Here is a 21,242-nt window from a genome sequence, read left to right on the forward strand (position 1 = left end):
TGTCGGGAGAGCTTTTTCCTCGCCGCGATCATACCGCGAGCGCGGCAGCCCTGCCTTCAACCATGTGTCATGGGGCCTTCCATGTAGGGTTCCACCTCGTCGATGCGAGTCATGTCTGCCTGGATTCAGAAGGTAGCCCAGCCGCCTCCAACTCGAGGGCGTTGCTCACCAATTCGTCGATCGTCCCGTCATGTCGAAATCCGGCCTCCATCGCCCGGCGATCGATCAACGGCGGCTGCCGGCCGAAGCGCTGCTCGATCCGATCGACCGGCGCGTAGCCGATCTCGAACGAACCGAAGCGCCGGACCAGCGCATCGACGATCTGTTCGACGGATAGGTGCAGAACCGGAGGCGTCCAGACGCGGCCGGCATGCAAGTCTTCTTCGGATAAGCGCGCGGCGTGCAGGAGGTTGTCGATGCAGCATCCGCGCGACATCCACCAAGCCGTCGCCGCCGGCGAGACGGGGCATGTATAGGCCTCACGGCGCTGTGCCGTTCGAAAAATCTCGCTCATGAAGGCCGAGCCGTGTCCCGAGGAGCGCTCGGGACGTGCCACGATTCCCGGCAAGCGCAGAGAGCGGCCATCCAAGTTGCCGCGCCGCGTCCAGTCCGCAAGAACCCATTCGCCGATCAGCTTGTGCACCCCATAGCTCATCGCCGGCCGAGCCTCGGTGTGCTCGTCCATGCTAGGCGGCAGCGATTCCCCATAGACCGCGACGCTGCTGGCAAAGACGACGCGTGCGGCGCGCCCATGTACCGCCGCCTGCTTCGCCAGGCGCTCGAACAGCGCCAGCGTGCCCCACAAGTTCACTCGGTCACCTTCGGCGGGTTCAGCCTCGGCCTGGGCGCCGGGCATGCTCGCCAGATGAAAGACGACGTCGACCGCTTTCGACAGCAACGGATCGAGGGTCTCCGGCCGGCTGAAATCGCCCGCAACCTCGGTCACGCGAGCATCGTCGCGCGGTGCGTCGAATTGCCGGTCCAGCAGCAGCAGTACAGACACGTCGCCGGCCTCGGCGATGCCTTCATGCAGCAATCGCGAGACAAGCGCGCTGCCAATGAATCCCCCGGCCCCGGTCACCAGCACTCTCATGGCTGCCACTCCTGCTCACCCGCGCGCGGCGCGCGCACGACGCGCTGATCGATTGTGCCGAACGGCGCTTGGCCCGCATCGTCGTGGGCCGTCATCCTGACTCGATCGCCGAAGCGCATAAAACCCGTACGCGCGCTCCCCTCGTCGATCATCTCGATCACCCGGCGCTCCGCGATGCATGCCGAGCCCACGTCACGGCCGACGTTCGACACCGTGCCGGATCCGACGATCGTCCCCGCCGCTAGCCTGCGCGTGCGCGCCGCATGAGCAATGAGTTCACCGAAGCCGAAATTCATTTCACCGCCATGCGGATGACCGAACCAACGATCGTTCCATTCGACGTGCAGCTTCAGATGGACACGGCCGTCGCGCCAGTGCTCGCCGAGTTCGTCGGGCGTGACGGCGACCGCGGCGAAACTCGTGGAAGGCTTGGCTTGTAGAAACCCGAAACCGCTTTTCATCTCACGCGGGCCGAACGCCCTCAGGCTCCAGTCGTTCAACTGCACGATCAGGCGAATATGCCCGAGCGCTTCGGAGGCCGTTGTCCCCATCGGCACGCGCCCCACGACCACGCCGAATTCGCCTTCGAAGTCGATACCGTCCGCTTCGTCGGGCATCGGCACATCGCTCGCCGGGCCGAGAAAATCGTCGCTCGCCCCTTGATACATGACGGGCACCGTGTCGAACTCGGGGATCGGCGGCGTATTGAATGCCTGCTCCATCAACCGGCCGTGGTTGAGGAACGCCGAGCCGTCGCACCACTGGGGGCTGCGCGGCAACGGGGCCGCGCACGCGGACGGGTGAAACGGCTGCGCTTCGGGCACCTCGCCTGCGTTCAGTGCGTCGTAACGCGACTGTAGGCTCAGCGCGACTTCGTCCCAACGCTCGAGTGCGCCGAGCAAGCTGCCGACGATCGGCGCAGCCTCGACGGCATAACGAAGATCGCGCGATACGAGCAGCAAGCGGCCTTCAGGGCCGCCATCGGCCAACGTAGCGAATTTCATCGTGCGCCTCCTTGCTCAGGCACCGCGAGCGCAGCCGCGATCGCGGCATCGTAGGTGCCGTCGATCAGAACGAACAGCATCCGGCAGGGACGGCCCGACCGATTCGCCCAGGCATGATTGGTCCCACGCTGGATCACCACGCTGCCCGGTGCCAGCGCAACCTCGGCATCGTCGAGAATCAACGTCATTTCGCCTTCGATCACCACGCCATAGTCGATCGACTCGGTGCGATGCATCAGCGGATGAGGGGAGTCGGCTTTGACCGTCGACGCCGCCGCGTCGCCGACTTCGCTGAACGCCGCGTGCATCTTCGCCGCGCCATGCGCGAGGAATTCCGGCGTATCGGGCGGAATATCGACGAAGCGCATGCGCGTGCCGCGCTTCGGCGGGGGCAGCACGAGCGCGCCCGTCGTCGGATCCGGTGCGTTGTTCACGGCAGCCGGCGTCTCCGACGTACTCCATACTTCGTGGAATACCGTGCCCGGAATCGCGGCGATTTCCGCAACGGTCGGGAGCGGACCGTCGGATGCGACGACTGCTCGGCCGTCGGCATCGTGCCCGGTCACCACACGGCGTATCGCCGGAAAGGTCATGATGCACTCCCCGCATCGTTTGCATCGAAGATTGCAACCGCACGCGTCCATCCGGCCGAAGCGGCCCGGATCTTGTGCGGGAAGCAACTGATCGTAAAGCCGGTCGGCGGCAATGCTTCGAGGTTGTGCAGCTTCTCCAAGTGGCAATAGCCGATGTCGCGCCCCGCCTTGTGCCCTTCCCAGATCAACGACATATCGCCCGTCTCCGCGATCTTTTTCGCCGTATACGAGAACGGCGCATCCCAACTCCAAGCATCCGTGCCGGTCAGGCGAACCCCGCGCTCCAGCAGATACAGGGTCGCCTCATAGCCCATACCGCAGCCCGCGTTGACATAATCGCCGTGCCCATAGCGAGCTCCGGCCCGCGTGTTGACGACGACGATATCGAGCGGCTGCAATGCATGACCGATGCGTGCGAGTTCCGCCTCGACATCGGCGGCGGTGACCACGTAGCCGTCCGCGAAATGCCGAAAATCGAGCTTCACCCCCGGCTGAAAGCACCATTCGAGCGGAACCTGATCGATCGTAATGGAAGGCTTCGCTTCGCCGAGTTTCGCGTCCATCGTCGAATGGAAATGCCAGGGCGCGTCGAGGTGCGTGCCGCTGTGAGTCGTGAGCGTGACCCACTCGGCGGCAGCCGCCTCGCCGTCCGGATAGTCCTCGGGTTTCGTGCCGGGCAGCATCGACATGAATTCAGGCAGCGTATCGGCGTGCTTCTGGTAGGTGATCTTCGGCGCAAGCGGCGGCGGATCGGAAAGAACGTCGTTCTCCAAATAGATCGAGAGGTCGACGAATCGGCGCATGGGTTTCACGCTTGGGCTCCTGATAGCGTGGGGCGGCGTTCGAGCCGCGAGAAGCAGAGCACGGCGGCGATCGTGACCAGCACCGCCGCGATGCCGAGACTGCCGTAGCCCGACTGCTTGACGAGCGTGCCGCCGAGCACGGGGCCGATCGCCGCGCCCGTCATCAGCATCGCCGGGGTCGCGGCGACGGCGCGGCCGGTTCTGTCGATGCGGGCCAGCATGCCGAACGCGAAGGTATGCGTGAAGATCATGACCGCGGCAAAAACCGAGGTCGCCAGCGCGTACGGCGCGAACGCCAGGCTTTGCGTAATGATCACGGCGAGCACCGCCTGTGCAACCGGCCCTGCCTGCACGACCCTGCTGCCGGCAATCCGCGTTTCGAGCAGCCCGGCGACCGGCGCGGGAAACAGGTTCACGAACCCGAGCGCGATCAGCGTTGCCGTTACGGCGGGCAGACCGAAACCACGGTCGAGGCCGATGCGCTGAACGAAGCTGAACAGCATCGCCTGCGTCAGCGCCATGCACCCGACGCCCAGCATGCCAAACCATACGGCGCGCTCGAAACGGGGTTCCTCGGCCACGGCCGTATTGCGTTCCGCCCTCAGCGACGGAAAAGCGAACGCGCATGCAATCGCGGCAACGCCCATGACGCCCGCGAAGACGCGAAACAGCGTCGGGCCGCCATGCGCCGCGATCAGCCCCGGCGTGGCGCCGAGAAACGCGATGGCGAAAAGGCCCAGCGCGAGGCCTGCGATCGCAAACAGGCGGTGCGGCTTGCGGCTACGGCCGATCGTACCGTGCGTGAAGCTCAGCGCACATCCGACAGCGAGGCCGGCAACGGTGTGCAGCACGGCCATCGCCGGATAGCCGCCGGCCGACACCACGCCGAGAAAGGCGAGCGCCGCGATGCCGAAACCGATGGCCGCCATCGTGCGCGCCGGCAAGCGATTCAAGCGCGGCGAAAAGAACAGGCTGCTCGCGACGGCGCCGGACAGGAACAGCGTGGCTAGCAAGCCGGCTTGCTGCGGATCGAGCCCGTATGCACCGATCAACGTGCCGACCCAGACCGGCAAAGCGACCAGATCGACCATGCCTGCGCAATGCGCAATCATCAATGCGGCTATACCGAGCGTGCCGAGCTGCCCGGCCGCGTCGGCTTCGGCCGCCGAATCGCCATGTACCGGGACCGCGGAAGAAAGATTCGCTTTCATCGTGTCTCCGCTCGGTCAGATCGGTTGCGCGAGACGCATGAGTGTCTCGCGCATGATGCGTTCGTGTTCCGCCTTGTCGCCGCCTGCTATCTCGATCTCGCCGAGACGCCCGGAGTTTTCCACGACCATGCGGCAGCGTTCCCAGCGACGTGCCTGGAACGCCTCCAATGCGGCCTCAACCGTCGCGTGACGCCCGAGTTCCTCGGCGAGGACGATCGCATCCTCGATGCCGATACCCGCCCCCGCCGCCATATGCGGCGTGGTGGCATGCACCGCGTCGCCGACCAGTGCCACGCGTGAGCGGAACCAGGGCATCGGCACCAGGAGGCTTTCGAGCGGGCGGTAGTTGCACTGCGATTGCGGCCCGAGCTGCGCACGAATGGACTGCAGCAGCGGCACATCGAACGGCGCCAACAAATCCGACAGCATGCGCGGCCATTCGGCGGGGTCGATGTGTTCGTTCGTCGGCCTGTCCTCGGTGACGAAGAGATACATCTGATCGGGCGAGACCGGATTGACGCCCGCCTTAACTCGCGACCCTAACCACATCGTCGCGCAGGCGATATCCGCAGGCCGCCGCACCACGGCGCGCCACACGCCTTGTCCGGTATAGCGCGGCTTCGGCGCATCGGGGAACAAAGCTTCGCGCACTTTCGAATAGAGACCGTCGGCCCCTACCACGAGGTCGTAGCTGTCCTGCGTCCCATCCGTGAATTGCACGTCCACCCGGTCGTCACGCTGCGCAATCCGCGAAAACGTGCAGCCTAGACGCACGCGTGCACCCGCCGCGATCATAGCTTTGGCCAGAATGTCCGCGAGGACCGGACGCATGATCGCGCCGCCTCCGGGCACATCCTCCCCGGCCACGCGCGGCGTGGGCAGCGTGCCGATCGGATGGCCGTTCGCGGTGAACAGGTTCACACCGTCGCCGCCGTAACCGCGTTCGAGGAAAGCGTCGAGCACGCCGATCGTGCGCAGCGCGCGCAGCGTCGGACCGCCGATGCTGATGCCGGCGCCGTACGAGCGCCAGCCCGGGTCGATCTCGGCGAGCTCGACCGTGAGGCCGAGCTTCGCGCATTGGATCGCCGTCGCCATGCCGGAGAAACCTCCGCCGATGACGAGGACGCGTTGAATAGGGGCGGTCATTCGAGTGTCTCCTTCTTACGTCCGGTTCTAAGTCCGGTGAATGTGTTTGCTATTCATATCGCGATCAGCACGATATCGCCGTCGCTCGTCACTTCGATTTCCACGGGCACGAGCCGCTGACCGAGGCAAGGCCCGAGCAGGCACTCGCCGCTCGCAATATCGAATTGGGCACCGTGCGCGTGGCAGACGATGCGCGTGCCGTCTCCGTTCAGATAAGCGTCCTTGCGCCAGGCCATCTGCGTATTGCCGAAGTGCGGACAGGCGTCGCGATAGGCGTGAAGCTCCGCGCCGCGCCGCACGACGAACAGCGTATCGCGTCCCGCTTTGCCCGGATCGAAGCCTCGCGCGCCGGGATCGGGCAGATCGTCGACGTCCGCGAGACGCACCGGCGGGATTGGCTTGGACATGGTGGCGTGAAGTGCGTGGTCAATCCGCTTTGGCGCCAGCCGCCGGCGGACCGCCCGGCGCCCACTTCTCGCGGTGCTGGAACAGGAACAGTTGCGACGCGTCTGCGCCCATCGGCGCCTCGCGCGCAGTCCACGCGACGTCATGCAAATCCATGTCGGCGTCGTACTCGACGTGACACCCGAGCGGGCTGTTGAAGTACCAGAACCAGTTGGAGCCGAAGCGGTGCCGCCCCGGTCCCCAAAACGATTGGTAGCCCTTCTCGACGAAACGCGCGCCGGCTTGCAGCACTTCGGTCGGTCCGCCCATATGAAACGTGAAGTGCTCGCAGCCCTTCATGAACGGCGGCGTCTGGATCATGAATAGCGTGTGATGGTCGAGCGTGCCGGCCGGCTGCAGGAACGGGCCGACACCCGTGAAGCGGTCCGTGCAGCGAAAGCCGAGACGTTCCACATAGAACGCTTCAGCCTTTGCGGCATCGGGCACGAAGTAGACGACGTGAGAGAGCGTGCGCGGAGTGAGCTCGGCATCGTCGCTGACCGCCACGACGTTCGGCGCGCGCTGCGCCGGCGCACCGGGCGAGTTCACCTGCTCCGCGGCCAAGGACAGCGCGCGGCGCGCGGTCACTTGGAAGCCGAGCGCAAAGCCCATGTCGTCGGCCGATTCGATCGAGCCATCGGCCAATACGCGCACTTCGCGATCGCGGCGCAGTTCGGCGGCGATCGCATCGAGCGCCGCGGTATCCGCCACGCCGTAGATCGTCTTGCGCAGCATGCTCGCCGTCCCGAGTGCGGGCGGTAAGCCGGAAGCGTCACGGTGCGCGATTTCGATGCCCGTGCCGTCGAGTGCCTCGAAGCGGCCGCCGGTATCGTCGCAGCGAACCGGCACCAGACCGTAATCGATCAGATACGTGGTGCAGGCAGCGACGTCGTCCACGCCGAAGACGAGCGTATCGGGTCCAAGAATGTCCATGTGATATGCGTGCCGATGAAAAGTTGAATAGGTCAAAGTGCGGTGCGTCCGCCGAGCGTTTCGGCGACCCAATCGGCGATGAAGTGCCCCGCGTTGATCGAGTTGTCGAAGCTCGAGTGCTGTACACCACCTTCGCGTTCCGTGAAGATCTTCAGCTCTCGCTTCGGGCTGTTCACGAGCTGTTCATACGTACGGTGCGCCCAGGAGACCGGGATCTGCGAATCCTTGGAGCCATGCGTGACGAGGAACGGCACTTTGATGCGATCGAGCACACCGTCGAGATGGACGTCCTCGGCGATGCGCATGAAGTCGTCGATGTCTTTCGCGCCCCAAACCCAACGGACGTGCTCCCAGTAATGCGGCACAGGGAAGTTGCCTTCGCGCTGCAGGCGCTTTTTTTGCACGTCGCGCCAGTCGTGGTTGGCACCCCACACCACACCGCATGCGAAGCGCGGCTCGAAGGCGACCGCGCGCGGACAGTAGTAGCCGCCCAGCGAAACACCCTCCATGCCGATCCGTTTCGAATCGACATCGTCCCGGCCTTCGAGCCAGTCGACGATTCGGCTTGCCCAAACCTCCGAGTTATAGACCGCGTGCAGCCCCTGCAAACGCAGGGCTTCGCCTGTGCCGGGCTGGTCGACGATCAGCGAGGACACACCGCGCCGCGCGAGCCACGCAGGCAGACCCACCAAGTACTTCATTTCCTTGGTCGAATCGAGCCCGTTCACTTGCACGAGCAGCGGGTCGCGCCCGCCGGCATGCGTCGCTTTCACGAGCAGGCCGGCCAACTGCTTGTCGCCGTATGGAATCGTGACCCGTTCGCAGTTCTCGCCGCAAAGCGCGATCCCTTTGCCGAACGTATCGAGCGAGCGGCGGTACAGGTCGATGCGCCCCGGTGCATCGTGTGCCAGCATCCGCTCGGCCGTGATCAGATAAATCGCGGCCCGCTTGTATTTCTCGCCCGCCGACAACAGCCGCCCTCGCGCTTCGTCTTCCCGCGCAAGATCGCAAAGCCGATCGGCCGTCTCCAGCCACGCATCTCGAAACGCGCGGGTCCCCTGCGCATCCGGCTGCTTGGCCGCCTCTTGCAGGGGCGCGCACATTTGCGCTATTTCGCCGATGCGCGCGCCCATTTCGATCGCGAGATTGACGGACAAATCCCAAACGTAGTTCGTAGGAAAGTAACGAAACATGGCTGATTGCGTTGGTTAAAAATGGTGGATCGCCCGATGGCGGCATCGATGAAACGGCTTCACTCACGTACGCGCATGGCCTCGGTGGTACTGTCTATCCTTTACGCCCGAAGCCCGGCCATAACGGGATGGCGATGTTCAGCCAGATGCTGCTGCTCTTGGCCGTATTCACGGCATAGAACCCGTGCTGATAGTTGAGGTTGACGTTCCAGGTTCTAGCGTCGTAGACGACCGACGGGCCGATGCCGAACGTCTTCATCCGATTGCCCACGTTCACGCCGTTCGCCTTGTCGTCGCCGAACTGATTCAAATACGCCCCAACCACGCCGAGCTTCCACGGACCGAAGTTCCAGCCGGCATTGAACTCAGCCACGTAGCCGTCGCCCGAGCGATAGTTCGTCGCGCCGTTCTTCGAGTTGAGCAAAAAGCGATTCTCGATGCCGACGTCGATGCCGTTAGGAACGTTGTAGCGAACGGCGAGCACCGGTTGGACCGAGGTGTAACCCACCGCGACGCTCGGTTTGACGGGGCTGTAGGAACCCGTTTCGAAGGCGAAATCGATGCCCGACGCGATCGCCAGGTTCGGCGAGAGGTGCCATTGCAGCAGTACCGGCGTCAACGTGATGTTGCTTAGGCCGTTCTGCGTGTTCGACTGTCCGAAAACGCTCGTATGCAGCGACACGACCGGAATCACCAACTGCGTATAGACGTTCGCGCCAACGAGGTGAAACGGATAGGACACCAGCAGACGCGTAGTTGCCGAATACACCGAGGTACGGAATGGAATCGGCAGCTTTTTGCCGTCATTGCCGTAAAGACCGTTCGCGAACGTGTAGTTGAACTGCTCCAACGCGAATAACCCGGGAATCGGCGGCAAGTTGGCGATGTTCGTGCCGACCGCGCCGGCCGGATAAGGGGAAACGCCACTCTCGAATGCCTGTGCTTCTTTCATCGAACCGGCGGCCAACATCATGCAGCCGGCGACGGCCGCGATCAGCTTCTTGGGCATCGATGCCTTTCGTCCGGCCGTCCGATGGAAGGCGTCGCCCCCCTCGGTGGGCGCTTCGCATGGGATCTTCATTTCGTCTCCTCGACCTAGGGGCGCCTGCGCCGCCTGGTGTCTCTTTGATAGTGGAAAGCCCGGTGCGAACGGACGGCGTACGGCGGTCCGTTCGCACCGAAGTGCCTGACGCGGGCCTCTCGATGCGACGGTGCACGCCATACCGCTTCGAGATGCGGTGTCCTATCCGGGTTTATCGCCATGACGGCACTGCATCGACCCCAAGCACGGCACTAGGTTAAGATAGGTCGAGGTACCCTAAAAATGGATTCGATCCATTGCCGATATCGACGGCATCAATACTTTCAGGCTAAACCCTGATACGCGTGAGCGGAGACAGCACGCATGCGGTTCAACAAGCTCGACCTCAACTTGCTCGTGGCGCTCGATGCCCTTTTGAGCGAACAGAACATCAGCCGGGCCGCCGAAAAGATCCATTTGAGCCAATCGGCGATGAGCAACGCGCTGGCGCGGTTGCGCGAATACTTCAACGACGAGTTGCTCGTGCAGGTCGGTCGCAAGATGGAGCCGACGCCGCGCGCCGAAACCCTCAGGGAGCCCGTGCGCGATATTCTCGTGCGTGTCGACGCGACGGTGGCGGCGCAGCCCGAATTCGCGCCGGCGCAAGCAAGCCGCCTCTTCCGTCTGTTCGTCTCTGACTACACCATGACGACGCTGATGCCGCACCTGTTCAAGCTCGCCTATGAACAGGCGCCGCACATCCGCTTCGATCTGCGGCCGCAAATCGCCCACCCCCATCGCGCGCTGGAGCGCGGGGAAGCGGACCTGTTGATCATTCCGAAGGAGTTTTGCTCGACCGAGCATCCTGCCGACTTGCTGCTCGAAGAGACGTATTGCTGCGTGGTATGGGACCGGAGCCCGCTCGCACGGGGTGAGATGACGCACGAGCGATATATGGCGGCAGGCCATGTCGTGGTCCAGGTCGGAGATGGACAGGCGGTGCTCTCGGACTGGTTCATCGAGCGCCTGGGCGTCGTGAGGCGAGTGGAGGCGAGTACCTACAGCTTCGTGTCGCCACCCTATTTGCTGGTCGGCACGGACCGCATCGCCACCATGCACCGGCGGCTCGCCGAAGAAGCCTCGCGCAGCCTTCCGATCGTGCTGCGCGACGTGCCGATCGCCGTACCTACCATGGAGCAGTTCATGCAATGGCACAAGCACCGCACGTTGGACCCCGGGCTCACTTGGTTGCGTGGGCTATTGAAAAAGGCCGTCACGGCGATGGACGAAGCACGCCACGAGGCTCGCTGAAACGGGGCCGCTGCGGTCCGCGGTGACCGGCGACCTGCCAAGATCGCCCGTAGGCTAGAGCCGGCAGCCCGATACGCAACGCGAAGTCAGTCCGTCAAAAAAGCCTCGGCGTGCCGACCCAAACGAGCGTGGTTTCGGTCTTCCCGGTATTGGACCAACTGTGCGGCACCGTCGATTCGTAGTGCGCGCTATCGCCCGCGTAAAGCGCGAACGTCTTGCCTTCCAGCGTCAACGACATTTCACCCGAAATGACATAGACGAATTCCTCACCTGCGTGCGTCGTCACCTCCGCCGAGGGTTGCCCCGGGGGCAATCGCACCAGAATGCTTTCCAGTTGACTGCCGACCGACGAGTTCGTGAGCCGAGCGAATAGATCGGTCGAATCGGCGAAGCTGAAAAAACGCAATTGCCCCGATCGCCTCACCGAGCGTTCCTCGCTCGGCGTATCGACAAAGTACTGAAGCGTGACGCCCAGCGCGGTGGCGATACCGGCGAGGGACGTCAGCGACGGGGTGGCCAAACCGCGTTCGACTTGCGACAGAAACGGCTTCGAGATTCCTGCCACCGTTGCCGTTTCATCGAGCGTTTTATGCAACCGGTGCCGCAGCGCTCGGATCTTGCTGCCTAAATCCGCAGCTTGGCGGGCACTTTCGACGTTCAAAACCATAGGAAATGCACTGCTCGCAGTGGTTGGGGAAGACCGCTAGTTATGCGGCGCTGAGCGCCCGTTGCGTCTTCGCGCAACGTTCTTACCGGGTAGACAAAGCACTCTATGTTGCCAGAATCCGAAGGTCTTACGCAAAAAGGACGTGACTTATGAGGGTTTACCGTAGCTTACCAATGCCCAACCGATAAGGCGATAAGGCCGTTAATCCAAGAATTCGCCGGCGCGCCGCTTGAGCACGGCGCTGAATTCGTCGAGCCATCCGATCGACAAACGCCAGCTCTGCCAATACAAATCGACGTCGAGATGGCGGCCCGGCGCAAGTTCGACGAGCTCGCCGCGCTCGAGTAACGTTTCGATCATTTGCGTCGGGCACATGCCCCAGCCGAGGCCCGTCACGCAGGCGCGCAAATAGCCGCCCACGTGCGGTAGCCAGTGCTGCGGCGGATCGATGTCCGCCCGCGTCAGACGGCGCATGAAGCGCGCTTGCAGCGCATCCTTCGGATTGAACACCACGCACGGCGCCCGGCGCAGCGCGTCGCGGTTCACCCCTTCCCCGAAATAGCGATGGAAGAACGAGGGCGAGCATACGGCGAGATAACGCATCCGCCCCAGCCGCACGGAACGGCACCCCTGCACCGGCTCGGCCTGTGTCGTCACCGCCCCTTGCACGCTGCCGTCGCGAATGCGCTGGGCCGTATGGTCTTGATCGTCGATGACGAGGTCCAGCAGCATGCGGCGTTCGGCGCAAAACGCCGCCACGGCATCGACGAACCACGTACCGACGCTGTCGTCGTTCACGGCCACGCGCAGCGTCGGCCACGACTGCCCGAGCAGAGAGCCCGCCATCGACGGCATGTCGTCGGCCAATTGCGCCTCGAGCAGCCGCACGCGCTCGGTATGACGGCATAGCAAGGCGCCCGACGCGGTCGCGACGCATGGCTGCCCGCGCTTGACGAGCACGCTGCCGACGCGCTCCTCCAGCAGCTTGATGCGCTGAGAGACAGCCGAAGCCGTCACGTTCAACTCGCTCGCGGCCCGGTCGAACGAGCCGTGCCGAACCACCGCGGCAAGGGCATCGAGCAGGGCATAGTCGATCATTAGCGTTCCTTAATCGCGTTAAGGCGAATTAGCTGTTCTTAGATGCATCCGGCATGCAGACTAACGCCATCCACTTGTATCGTCTACCCGCCTCATCATGAACTGGACCGCTTACGCCCACGGCGCCGCGCTGTGCGCCTCCCTTATCGTCACCATCGGCGCGCAAAACGCGTTCGTGCTCCGGCAAGGCATCATGCGTTCGCACGTCGGCAAGATCGTGGCGCTTTGCACCGTGTCGGACTTCTTGTTGATCGCCGCCGGGGTGGGTGGGGCGGCCGCGCTCGCCGCGCGCTATCCGCGCGTCGTGGAGTTCGTCCTATACGGCGGCCTCGCCTACTTGGCCTGGTTCGGCATTTCGACGCTGCGGCGTGCGTGGCGCCCCGGCCACGCGGTGATGGACGTGGCGAGCCAGCAGGCGCCGGCTCATGCCCCGGCGCCCCAAAGCGGCTGGTCAGTAGTCCTAATGACGCTCGCCTTTACTTGGCTCAACCCGCACGTGTACGTCGATGTCCTGCTGCTGATCGGCACCGCCGGCGCACGCGAACCCGAAGGCGCGAGAATGGCGTTCGCCCTCGGCGCGATGACGATCAGCCCGCTCTGGTTCGTCTCGCTCGGATACGGCGCGCGTCTGTTGGCGCCGCTCTTTCGTCGAGCGACCGCCTGGCGCGTGCTGGACGGCGCCATCGGAAGCATGGTTCTGTTCGTCGCGGCGGCGCAACTGCGCTAACGCGGTTCGGCGCCGCCGCCCGAACACTCCCAATAGATCGGACACCTAACCGTCCTGATTCATGAACTGTCACTAGATCGTGCTATAAACGCTCGTCGGCAATCGTTTGCGCGCGTCTCGCGCGCGCCCCCCGGCTGCGAGGTGTTCGTTCATGAAAATCGTCGGCTACTTTGTCCTGTTGTCGGTTGCGCTCGCGCTGCTCGTCGCGATGTGCGTGATTCTGCAAGAAGGCCACGTCGACCGGACAGACGCACCCGATAGCGACGTCGTCGCGGGCGGCAAGGTCGTCAGCCATACCCCGGCGCCGCCGTCGGCGCCCAAGCCGACTCCAAGAGCCGCTTTGCCGACGGTCTAACACGCGCACACCATCCCGTTGCATGCCCGGTTGCGCTCGGCGCAACCGGCGTGCTCCACCTCGCCCCCTTCCGTGGCAATCTGGAATGTCACGCCTCCCCATTTATTGCACTGCAATCTGAATCGATTTCAGCCGCAATCGATGTGACGACTTTAGGAGTGGCGCTCGTCTTGTCGAATAATTCAACCGATAAACATATTAAACATCTACGACAACGCTATTATTCATAGCGCTTTTAACCCGCCTCACATAACGTTTCCGCAACTGCACATTCCGTACGCTCATGTCAGAGCGCGAAGATCGACTCATCCGTCGTTTGGTTGAGCGCGGCGTAGTTATCGGGAATTTTCAACGACGTTTCCGCCACGCTATCGGCCGTACTCCCTCTCTATTGGCCCGCGGCCGCTGTAGCAAGCGAAGGGCGCATCTGACACGCATCTCGAAAAGATTCACTCAATCGGCATGAGATCGAGGTGAAATCTCACATTGCGGGCCGTTTTAAACGATCGCTCAAACCCGCGTAAATATTGAACATTTCATAAAAAGTCGTTTGGACCTGCGTCTCTATTTACACAAATCGCGATACGCCCGTAAGGTAACGCCCGCTGCCCTCGATATGCCAATTGAGGGTAAATATCCACCCATTCCATAAACTCGAGCTCCACGGGATCGGGGTCGGTGCTTTTCGTGAAACGGAACACATCGCCGCAAGCGAAATTCCGTCGATGGTTCAAGCACTCACTTCGGCCGACTGCGGAGCATGGAGACACACTATGGCGCCTACCGCGCGCATTCATTCCTTTATTGCGGCATCCGCCGGCGCCTTGGCCGTCGCGCTGCTGACGAGCGGTTGCAGCGGTGGGGGATCGGACAACCCCGCGCCGATCGCAACCGCGCCGTGTTCGAGCAACACCTGCTCGGGCTCGGGCGCGACGACGCAACCGACGCCGCCCACCGTCCTGTGTCCGGCGACGCTCGACTACACCACCACCTATACCGGCGGCTCGGGCAGCGGCGAATACGTCAAGGTCAAGTTCGACACTTCGAAAAAGCAGTATCAGATGACGTTCATCGAGTCGGAGGTGCCCACCACCGCCGGACAGGTCAACACCACGCGCGCCGGGCTCACGATCACAGGCGACTTCCAGAACGCGGACCAGTATCAAGTCAAGAATGCTCAAGGCGTCGCCACGACACCTTTGAAGCTGCCCACGGCCGAGCAGAACCGCTGCGCGTTCGTCCTCGAAAACGGGCAAACGGCCGACGGAAGCTACAAGGTTGCGATCAATCCGAACAATCCGCCGATGATGTTCGTCGGCCAAGGCATCGTGGGCGGTGGGATTCCGGGCTCGACCGTGCAGTTCGACGGTTTGCAACTCGCCCCCGGCGTATACGTGGCCACGGTGCCCAGCAAAACGTTCGACTATTACCCGTTCATCGCGTTCACCCAGACCGTCACCGATTTCTCCAAGATCGCCGGGCACTACAACGAACTTGGCATCCACTTCACGCCATCGGGCGGTGCCTTCCAAACGAACGCGGACAACCCGACCGGCAACTATCTCGGCTGGCAGGTGGACGGCATCCAGCTCGCCGAGACGATCAACAGCGATGGCTCGTGCGCGCCCGATAGCGGGCAAACCTATACGTCGTGTCCGACGACGGGCGGCAACTGGACCCTCAGAACCAATACGGACGGATCGCCGGACAACGTTTTCACGAGTGCAGCGAATTTAAATTCAGATACCGGCACCGTGTTCCCCAATGCCGGTGCCGGCACACTGCGGGCCGCATTCGGAGGCGACCAGGCGCACGGGATCATGATCGCCGGCCAGTTGAACGGCCAGATCGTTCCGGTCGTCATCCGCGTGGGATACGCTCATTCGGGAACCTCGTTGTTCGACTCGACGGTGGACGACCAACTCGGCATTTCGCTGCTCGCCCCCGTGCAAGCCATTGCAACGTCATCGTTGACGGGCGCGTTCATCGGCGCCAATAGCGTGACGGCATGTGGCCTAGTCACGGCCAACGGGCCGACGTCGACGTCACCCACCGTCTATGAGGGTGCCTGTCTCGACAACGCGACGACCACCAATGCTGGCGTCAACTACACGTCCACGATCTTCCAGGGCACGACCGCGGCCTTCCTCAATCCGTTCACGTCAACGGCCGCGACGAATTTCACGCTGGACTACACGCAAACACAGCCGGGCCTCGTCCAAGTCACCGCGCAAAACAACTTCACCTCAGGCGCCGCCACGGTCTTCAAGACGGGCGACACCGGCTACATGATCAAGGTCGGCAACGTGTTCGCGGTGTTGATGAACGGCACGGGCTTGCCGAATCCCTTTTTCACGATTGGCGCGTTCGTACAGTAAGGGTGGTATCGCTTCACGAAGCGGCCGGCAGCGCCAACCGGCCGTCATCACATCTTGCCTTTAACCTAGTGAGAGGTTCTCAACATGAAGAGATTCAAACTCATCCCCGTAGGTGCGGCATTGGCGTTGTTCCTGGCAGCTTCGGCATCGGCCTATGCCGTGACGATCTCTCCGGCTGGCCCGATCAGCCTGACGGGATCGACCACGCTGACCAAGGGGATCGTTTCGGTGAGCTGCAAGGCCAATATGGTCGGCAGCGTCAGCAGCACCGGCGCGATCTCTATCACGTCCGCCTCGTTTTCCGGCGCCTCGCTGTGCACGGGCATCACCGCGACGAAGTTGCCTTGGACCGGTGACGTACTGTCGACGACGAGCCTTTCACTGAGCGGCGTCGCGGTCAACACCCTCCTGGGTGCATGCGGGCCGAGCACGATCGCCGCCAGCATCGCGGAGAACACGACACTAAAAGAAACGACGATCGGCCTGACGAATCAAGCCCTCTCGGGCGGTTGCACGGTATCCGGCACGCTTACGACGACGCCGTACCTGACCATCCACTAATCGACTAGCCGCGGCTGATCCGCCGCGGTATCGAGCGCGCCCGCCTCACGAGGAGCGGGCGCGCGGCCCTCGAGGGTCGTTTCTATTCGGCGGCACCAGGCTCTCATTCTTTAAACAAAATCATTTATTCGGGACTCCTCATGATTTGGCGTAGTCTGCTCTCGATGGCGCTGGCCGCCCTTGTTCTCTCCGCCTGCGGTGCCAGCGGCGGCGGCGATCCACCCGCTCCGGTCGCGACGCGGCTATGCCCGCAGACGATCGATTACGGCACCGTGTTCACGGGCGGCTCCGGCTCGGGCGAGCTCGTGCAAGTGCAGCTCGATACGACGGCGATGACGTACAAGATCACGTACTTGGCCTCGCCCGTGCCCGTGACGAAGGGCACTGTTCTGCCCACGCGCGCGACGGCACCCAACAACGTCTTCTCTGGCACGCTCACGCAAGAAACGCTGCTGCCGACCACCAAGCTCAATCAGTGCGCGTTCCGCCTGAACAACGCGAGCCTCGATCCGACCCGCCCGGCGCGCGTGTTCCTAGGCGAAGGCGTATTGGGCGGCACGATCCCCGGCGCGGAGATTCAATTCGCGGGTGTCGCCGGCGTTGGCGTCGTGCCCGACACGACGTTCCCCTACTATCCGTTCATCTCGTTCGCGCAAACCTCGACGAGCCTCGCGGAGATCGCCGGCAAGTATTCGATGCTCGGCTACCACAAGGTGCCGTCACAGAGCTTCGCGCCGGTCGCCGTCGATGGGGCCGTCACGATCAACGCCGACGGCAGCTTCACCGAGTGCGACAACAGCGGCATCTACGCGGGACAGTGCCGGCAGCCTGGGACTAACTTCGTCGCCCGCACCGATTCGCCGACCTTCGAAACCGATCACTTCACCGGGCAGGTCACGCCGACGCAAGCGGTCAGCGGTCCTCAAGCGCAAGGCGTTCTGATCGTCGGCAAGCTCAAAGGCCAACTCGTGCCGATCCTGATTCGAGTAGGCGCCGCCAATCCTTCGGTCTTCTCGCCGCCGGGCTCGCCGCCCGCCACGCCGCTCGCCGACGACGAGTCCGGTATCGCCATGCTCGCACCGCAAACCAACGTAGCGGCCGGGTCGCAAAACGGCGAATACATCGGCGTCGACAGCAATTTCGCTTATCGCACCACCGCACTGACGAACGCGCAGGCAACGATGCTCGATCCGTTCAACCCGTCGCTCGCCTCGCTCGCGACGGCCATCAACCTCGACTACACGCAAACGCTGCCCGGGCTCGTGACCACCACGAAAGGCGCGGCCGGAACGACACCGACCGGCAAGATGATTTTCACGGGCGGCACGATCGGGTACCTCGATACATCGGATCCGAGCGCGCCGTACTTTGCCGTCAGCGCATTCGTCCAGTGACCGATAACGAACAAGGCCTAGGAACGCAAATATGGGGATCAGGAAGCTTTTTGCGCCGCTCGTCGCGGCTTGCGTGTCAACGGGCGCGCATGCGCAACAGGCCGGCGATAACGTGCTATCGCTCGGTTGGTTTCACATCGCGCCGCAGTACTCGAGCGATCCGCTGACAACGCATGTGGCACCGATGCCGATCAACGGGCCGCTCGGCCTGCCGTCGTCGTTCACCTCGGCAGGCACGGGGTTGACCGTCAGCAATGCCAACACGCTCGGGCTCACGTTCAGCCACTTCTTTACCGATCACATCGCATTGACGACATTGGGCGGCGTCCCCCCCGAGTTTCGCATTGGCGGCTTCGGCGTCATTCAGCCGCCGGGGCCCGGGGGAGCGCTGGGCCAGGAAAACCTCAGCGCGCCCTCGAACAATCCGCTCGTGGGGAGGGTTCGCCAATGGACGGCCGGGGCGATGCTGCAATACTTCTTCAATAACGCGGAGGCGAAGTTTCGGCCGTTCCTAGGCGTGGGCATCACCTATTCCTGGTTCAATTCGTTCCGGCTCAACCCGTACTTCTCGCAGTCGCTCAACGAGAACCTCGGCAGCATCCTCGCCGCGGGAGCCGGCAAGCCGGGGCCCACGAGTATCTCGGCGAAATCGTCTTCGTCGTGGACGCCGATTTTCAACATCGGAGCCAGCTATGCGCTGACCAAGCATTGGCAGGTCAACGCATCGGTGTCGTACATGCCGTTGAAGACCTATGCCGAAACCGATATCAAAGCCGCCGACGGCACGTTGCTCGCCGTCAGTAAAGCGAAACTCAAAGCCGATCCGATCATTACGTTCGTCGCCGTGTCGTATCGATTCTGAGCGCACAATGGGCTCATCGACGGCCGCATGGACCGATGCCGTGTCCTTGCGTGTCGTCGCACTCTCAGGAGCCGCCACATGACAGATTCACTCGATCGATTCGCGCAGCAATATTTGAAATTCGAGGACGAACGCACGCGTCCCGTCAGGGATCTGCTGGCCGCGGTGCCGCAGGCACCGCTTAGCTCGGTCATCGACCTAGGTTGCGGTCCCGGCAATTCGACCGAAGTGCTGGGCGCGCTCGCGCCGAACGCGGCGATTCGCGGGCTCGACGCATCGGCCGATATGATCGAGGCCGCGCGCAAGCGTCTCCCCGCCGTTCGCTTCGACGTCATGGATATCACGCAATGGGATGAGCCCGGCACATACGATCTCATCCTCTCGAATGCCGTCATGCAATGGCTACCCTCGCACGACACCTTGTTCCCGAAACTCATCGGGAAACTGAACTCGGGCGGACACTTCGCCGTGCAAATGCCCGACAACGTCGATGAACCCTCGCACCGGCTCATGCGTGAGGTCGCGGCCAACGGGCCCTGGGCCGACAGACTAAAAAACACGGGCCGTACCGCGCATTTCGACCCGCGGCACTATTACATGCTGCTTTCGCCTTTGTGTTCGCGCGTGGACGTCTGGCGCACGACTTACTACCACCCGATGCGCGGCGGCGCCGATGCGGTCGTCGAATGGTTCAAGGGCAGTGCATTGCGGCCGTTCCTCGCGGCGCTGAACGACAGCGAGCGCGATGCGTTCCTCGCCCGCTATCGCGACGCCGTGGCGGCAGGCTATCCGGCGTTGGACGACGGCGGCATTCTGCTGCCCTTCCCACGGCTATTCATCGTGGCGACGCGCAAGTAGCGAAGGATCAAACGCCCTCGGGCTTGATCCTCGCCATCTGATAGACGTTCACGTACCGGCCGTTTCGATAGGCGTATTTGGCCAACTCGCCCTCGACCACGAAGCCGTGCTTTTTATAAAGCGCGATGGCCGGCTCGTTGTCGACGAAGACATTCAGCTCGAGGCGCAAGAGATTCATCCAATTATCGGCAAGATCGACAACGCTCATCAGTAATGCGTTTCCAATGCCCTGCCGTTGACGCCGGCCCGATACCGCAATCGCAATGGTGCCGACGTGCCGGCGCCGGAGATTCGCCAACGGTTCAACGACGACGGACCCAACGAGTTCGCCGTCGATCTCGGCCACCAAGTGGTAGACCGTGGTCGGTGTTTCGCTCAATCGCTTTTTCCAGCTAGCCAGCGACGGAAAGGGCAATTGCAGCGTTTGCGCGTAGACCTGGGCATCTTCGTACAGGTGCGCGATTGCCTCGCTATCCGCATCGCTGCTGCGCCTTATCGTCAAATGTTCCATTGCGAAACCGCCTTGATCGAAGGTTGGAGACTGCGAATTCGTGATCGGGAACGGCGGGGTATTTACTGTACCGCGATCCGGGAATTCAAAGCAGCGAGCTATACCGGCGGCAGACCGAAAGGACCAATTGCCTGAGCCAGCGATGCGCGGGATCGAGCTCTAAACGGGGATGCCACATTTGCGACACCGTAATGGATTCCGTTGCGACCGGCAGTTCGAAAACGTGAATGCCGCCGGGCGTCGGACCTCCGTCCGATGGGACGCAAGAGGCGGGCAGGAGTGCAACGAGATCGGACGTCCGGGCCACGGCCAACGCAGCGGAAAAGCTCGGCACCACGGCCACGATTTTGCGCGTGATTCCAAGCGCGGCCAAGGCTTCATCGACGGGACCGCTCGGATTTCCCCGCCGCGCCGCGACGACGTGGCCGAACGCGGCATAGCGCACGGCGCCGACGCTGGTCTCGCCCTGAAGCGGGTGTCCCGAGCGCACGACGCCCACGAAACGATCGCGGAATAAAGCTTGTAGGCGCACCTCGGGGCCCATTTCCCCCAAGACGCCGATCTCGAGATCCGCGGAGCCGTCGCGCAAATGGGACGCCGTCTTCTCGGGCTTCGGGGCGAAACGCAACAGCACGTTCGGCGCGCTCGCCGAGGCCTCGGCGATGAGCGGCGAGCCGAAGGCCTCGACGAAATCGTCGTTGGCGCGGATCGTGAAAGTGCGCGTGAGCGACGAGACGTCGATATCCGCCCTCGCGGAACTGAGCACCGCGCGCGCTTCGTCGAGTGCATCACGGGTACGCGCGCGAATCGCCTCGGCGTGCGGGGTCAATACCATGCGCCGTCCCGCGCGGACCAAGAGCGGATCTCCCGTCGCCGCTCGCAGCCGGATAAGCGTTCGGCTCATCGCCGACGTACTCAATCCCAAGCGGCGCGCGGCCGCGGCAACGCTCGCGTCGGCAAGAAACGCATCCAGGGCGATGAGTAGGTTCAAATCGGGATCGGGCATGCGCGATCCTAGCATGTGATATTCAAAGAAGGCGTTTCGTGCAAGTGACGAGTGCATGACACGCCTATTCCGG

At 63.1% G+C, this 21,242-nt stretch carries 22 protein-coding genes; 8 read left to right on the forward strand and 14 right to left on the reverse strand.

Features of this window, described 5'->3' with window-relative positions; all coding sequences use genetic code 11:
* Positions 1-109: 109 nt before the first annotated feature.
* The 10 genes from C0Z18_RS22090 to C0Z18_RS22135 all read right to left on the reverse strand — a co-directional run bounded on the left by C0Z18_RS22090 (position 110) and on the right by C0Z18_RS22135 (position 9,429).
* Positions 110-1,093, reverse strand: coding sequence for an NAD-dependent epimerase/dehydratase family protein (locus C0Z18_RS22090; RefSeq protein WP_102647582.1), 984 nt, complete (start codon positions 1,091-1,093; stop codon positions 110-112).
* Positions 1,090-2,097, reverse strand: coding sequence for a fumarylacetoacetate hydrolase family protein (locus tag C0Z18_RS22095; RefSeq protein ID WP_102647583.1), 1,008 nt, complete (start codon positions 2,095-2,097; stop codon positions 1,090-1,092). The genes C0Z18_RS22090 and C0Z18_RS22095 overlap by 4 nt, the downstream gene beginning before the upstream one ends.
* Positions 2,094-2,690: a cupin domain-containing protein gene (locus C0Z18_RS22100; RefSeq protein WP_102647584.1), complete on the reverse strand. Its 597-nt coding sequence runs from the start codon at positions 2,688-2,690 to the stop codon at positions 2,094-2,096. The genes C0Z18_RS22095 and C0Z18_RS22100 overlap by 4 nt, the downstream gene beginning before the upstream one ends.
* On the reverse strand, positions 2,687-3,502 hold the full coding sequence (locus tag C0Z18_RS22105; RefSeq protein WP_102647585.1) for a cyclase family protein: 816 nt from the start codon (positions 3,500-3,502) through the stop codon (positions 2,687-2,689). Before C0Z18_RS22105 ends, C0Z18_RS22100 begins: the two co-directional genes overlap by 4 nt.
* A complete protein-coding gene (locus C0Z18_RS22110; protein ID WP_102647586.1) occupies positions 3,499-4,704 on the reverse strand; it encodes an MFS transporter in 1,206 nt (401 codons plus the stop codon). The genes C0Z18_RS22105 and C0Z18_RS22110 overlap by 4 nt, the downstream gene beginning before the upstream one ends.
* A gap of 15 nt (positions 4,705-4,719) precedes the next feature.
* Complete coding sequence (locus tag C0Z18_RS22115) at positions 4,720-5,850, reverse strand: FAD-dependent oxidoreductase (protein WP_102647587.1); 1,131 nt, start codon at positions 5,848-5,850, stop codon at positions 4,720-4,722.
* Positions 5,851-5,903: 53 nt separating this feature from the next.
* Complete coding sequence (locus tag C0Z18_RS22120; RefSeq protein ID WP_102647588.1) at positions 5,904-6,257, reverse strand: Rieske (2Fe-2S) protein; 354 nt, start codon at positions 6,255-6,257, stop codon at positions 5,904-5,906.
* A 19-nt stretch (positions 6,258-6,276) separates the two neighbouring features.
* On the reverse strand, positions 6,277-7,227 hold the full coding sequence (locus tag C0Z18_RS22125; protein ID WP_102647589.1) for a VOC family protein: 951 nt from the start codon (positions 7,225-7,227) through the stop codon (positions 6,277-6,279).
* Between the two features lie 32 nt (positions 7,228-7,259).
* Positions 7,260-8,420: an alpha/beta hydrolase family protein gene (locus C0Z18_RS22130; RefSeq protein WP_102647590.1), complete on the reverse strand. Its 1,161-nt coding sequence runs from the start codon at positions 8,418-8,420 to the stop codon at positions 7,260-7,262.
* Between the two features lie 94 nt (positions 8,421-8,514).
* A complete protein-coding gene (locus C0Z18_RS22135; RefSeq protein ID WP_102647653.1) occupies positions 8,515-9,429 on the reverse strand; it encodes a SphA family protein in 915 nt (304 codons plus the stop codon).
* Positions 9,430-9,825: 396 nt separating this feature from the next.
* On the opposite strand from C0Z18_RS22135, the gene C0Z18_RS22140 reads away from it, so the two are divergent.
* Complete coding sequence (locus C0Z18_RS22140) at positions 9,826-10,752, forward strand: LysR family transcriptional regulator (RefSeq protein WP_102647591.1); 927 nt, start codon at positions 9,826-9,828, stop codon at positions 10,750-10,752.
* Between the two features lie 94 nt (positions 10,753-10,846).
* On the opposite strand, the gene C0Z18_RS22145 is transcribed toward C0Z18_RS22140, so the two are convergent.
* On the reverse strand, positions 10,847-11,419 hold the full coding sequence (locus tag C0Z18_RS22145; RefSeq protein WP_102647592.1) for a helix-turn-helix domain-containing protein: 573 nt from the start codon (positions 11,417-11,419) through the stop codon (positions 10,847-10,849).
* A gap of 201 nt (positions 11,420-11,620) precedes the next feature.
* Positions 11,621-12,517 carry a LysR family transcriptional regulator ArgP gene (locus tag C0Z18_RS22150; protein WP_102647593.1) on the reverse strand — a complete coding sequence of 299 codons (897 nt, stop codon included), beginning with the start codon at positions 12,515-12,517 and terminating at the stop codon, positions 11,621-11,623.
* A 97-nt stretch (positions 12,518-12,614) separates the two neighbouring features.
* On the opposite strand from C0Z18_RS22150, the gene C0Z18_RS22155 reads away from it, so the two are divergent.
* From C0Z18_RS22155 to tam, 7 genes are all read left to right on the forward strand, one after another.
* Entirely contained in the window at positions 12,615-13,244 is a 630-nt protein-coding gene (locus tag C0Z18_RS22155) for a LysE/ArgO family amino acid transporter (RefSeq protein WP_102647594.1), read from the forward strand.
* Positions 13,245-13,395: 151 nt separating this feature from the next.
* Complete coding sequence (locus tag C0Z18_RS22160) at positions 13,396-13,599, forward strand: hypothetical protein (RefSeq protein ID WP_102647595.1); 204 nt, start codon at positions 13,396-13,398, stop codon at positions 13,597-13,599.
* Between the two features lie 773 nt (positions 13,600-14,372).
* On the forward strand, positions 14,373-15,977 hold the full coding sequence (locus tag C0Z18_RS22165; protein WP_102647596.1) for a DUF2957 domain-containing protein: 1,605 nt from the start codon (positions 14,373-14,375) through the stop codon (positions 15,975-15,977).
* An 84-nt stretch (positions 15,978-16,061) separates the two neighbouring features.
* The gene (locus C0Z18_RS22170) at positions 16,062-16,538 is read left to right on the forward strand and encodes a hypothetical protein (protein WP_102647597.1); all 477 of its coding nucleotides are present in this window, start codon (positions 16,062-16,064) and stop codon (positions 16,536-16,538) included.
* A 140-nt stretch (positions 16,539-16,678) separates the two neighbouring features.
* Complete coding sequence (locus tag C0Z18_RS22175; RefSeq protein ID WP_102647598.1) at positions 16,679-17,932, forward strand: DUF2957 domain-containing protein; 1,254 nt, start codon at positions 16,679-16,681, stop codon at positions 17,930-17,932.
* Between the two features lie 37 nt (positions 17,933-17,969).
* The gene (locus C0Z18_RS22180) at positions 17,970-18,794 is read left to right on the forward strand and encodes an OmpW/AlkL family protein (RefSeq protein ID WP_102647654.1); all 825 of its coding nucleotides are present in this window, start codon (positions 17,970-17,972) and stop codon (positions 18,792-18,794) included.
* Positions 18,795-18,872: 78 nt separating this feature from the next.
* Positions 18,873-19,652, forward strand: a complete 780-nt coding sequence (gene tam, locus C0Z18_RS22185; protein WP_102647599.1) for a trans-aconitate 2-methyltransferase — start codon at positions 18,873-18,875, stop codon at positions 19,650-19,652.
* A gap of 7 nt (positions 19,653-19,659) precedes the next feature.
* On the opposite strand, the gene C0Z18_RS22190 is transcribed toward tam, so the two are convergent.
* Both C0Z18_RS22190 and C0Z18_RS22195 read right to left on the reverse strand, forming a co-directional pair.
* Positions 19,660-20,163, reverse strand: a complete 504-nt coding sequence (locus C0Z18_RS22190) for a GNAT family N-acetyltransferase (protein ID WP_102647600.1) — start codon at positions 20,161-20,163, stop codon at positions 19,660-19,662.
* Positions 20,164-20,248: 85 nt separating this feature from the next.
* On the reverse strand, positions 20,249-21,169 hold the full coding sequence (locus C0Z18_RS22195; protein ID WP_102647601.1) for a LysR family transcriptional regulator: 921 nt from the start codon (positions 21,167-21,169) through the stop codon (positions 20,249-20,251).
* Positions 21,170-21,242 lie beyond the last annotated feature (73 nt).

Origin of the sequence: Trinickia dabaoshanensis, assembly GCF_002879885.1 — a bacterium.
Classification (GTDB): Bacteria; Pseudomonadota; Gammaproteobacteria; order Burkholderiales; family Burkholderiaceae; genus Trinickia; species Trinickia dabaoshanensis.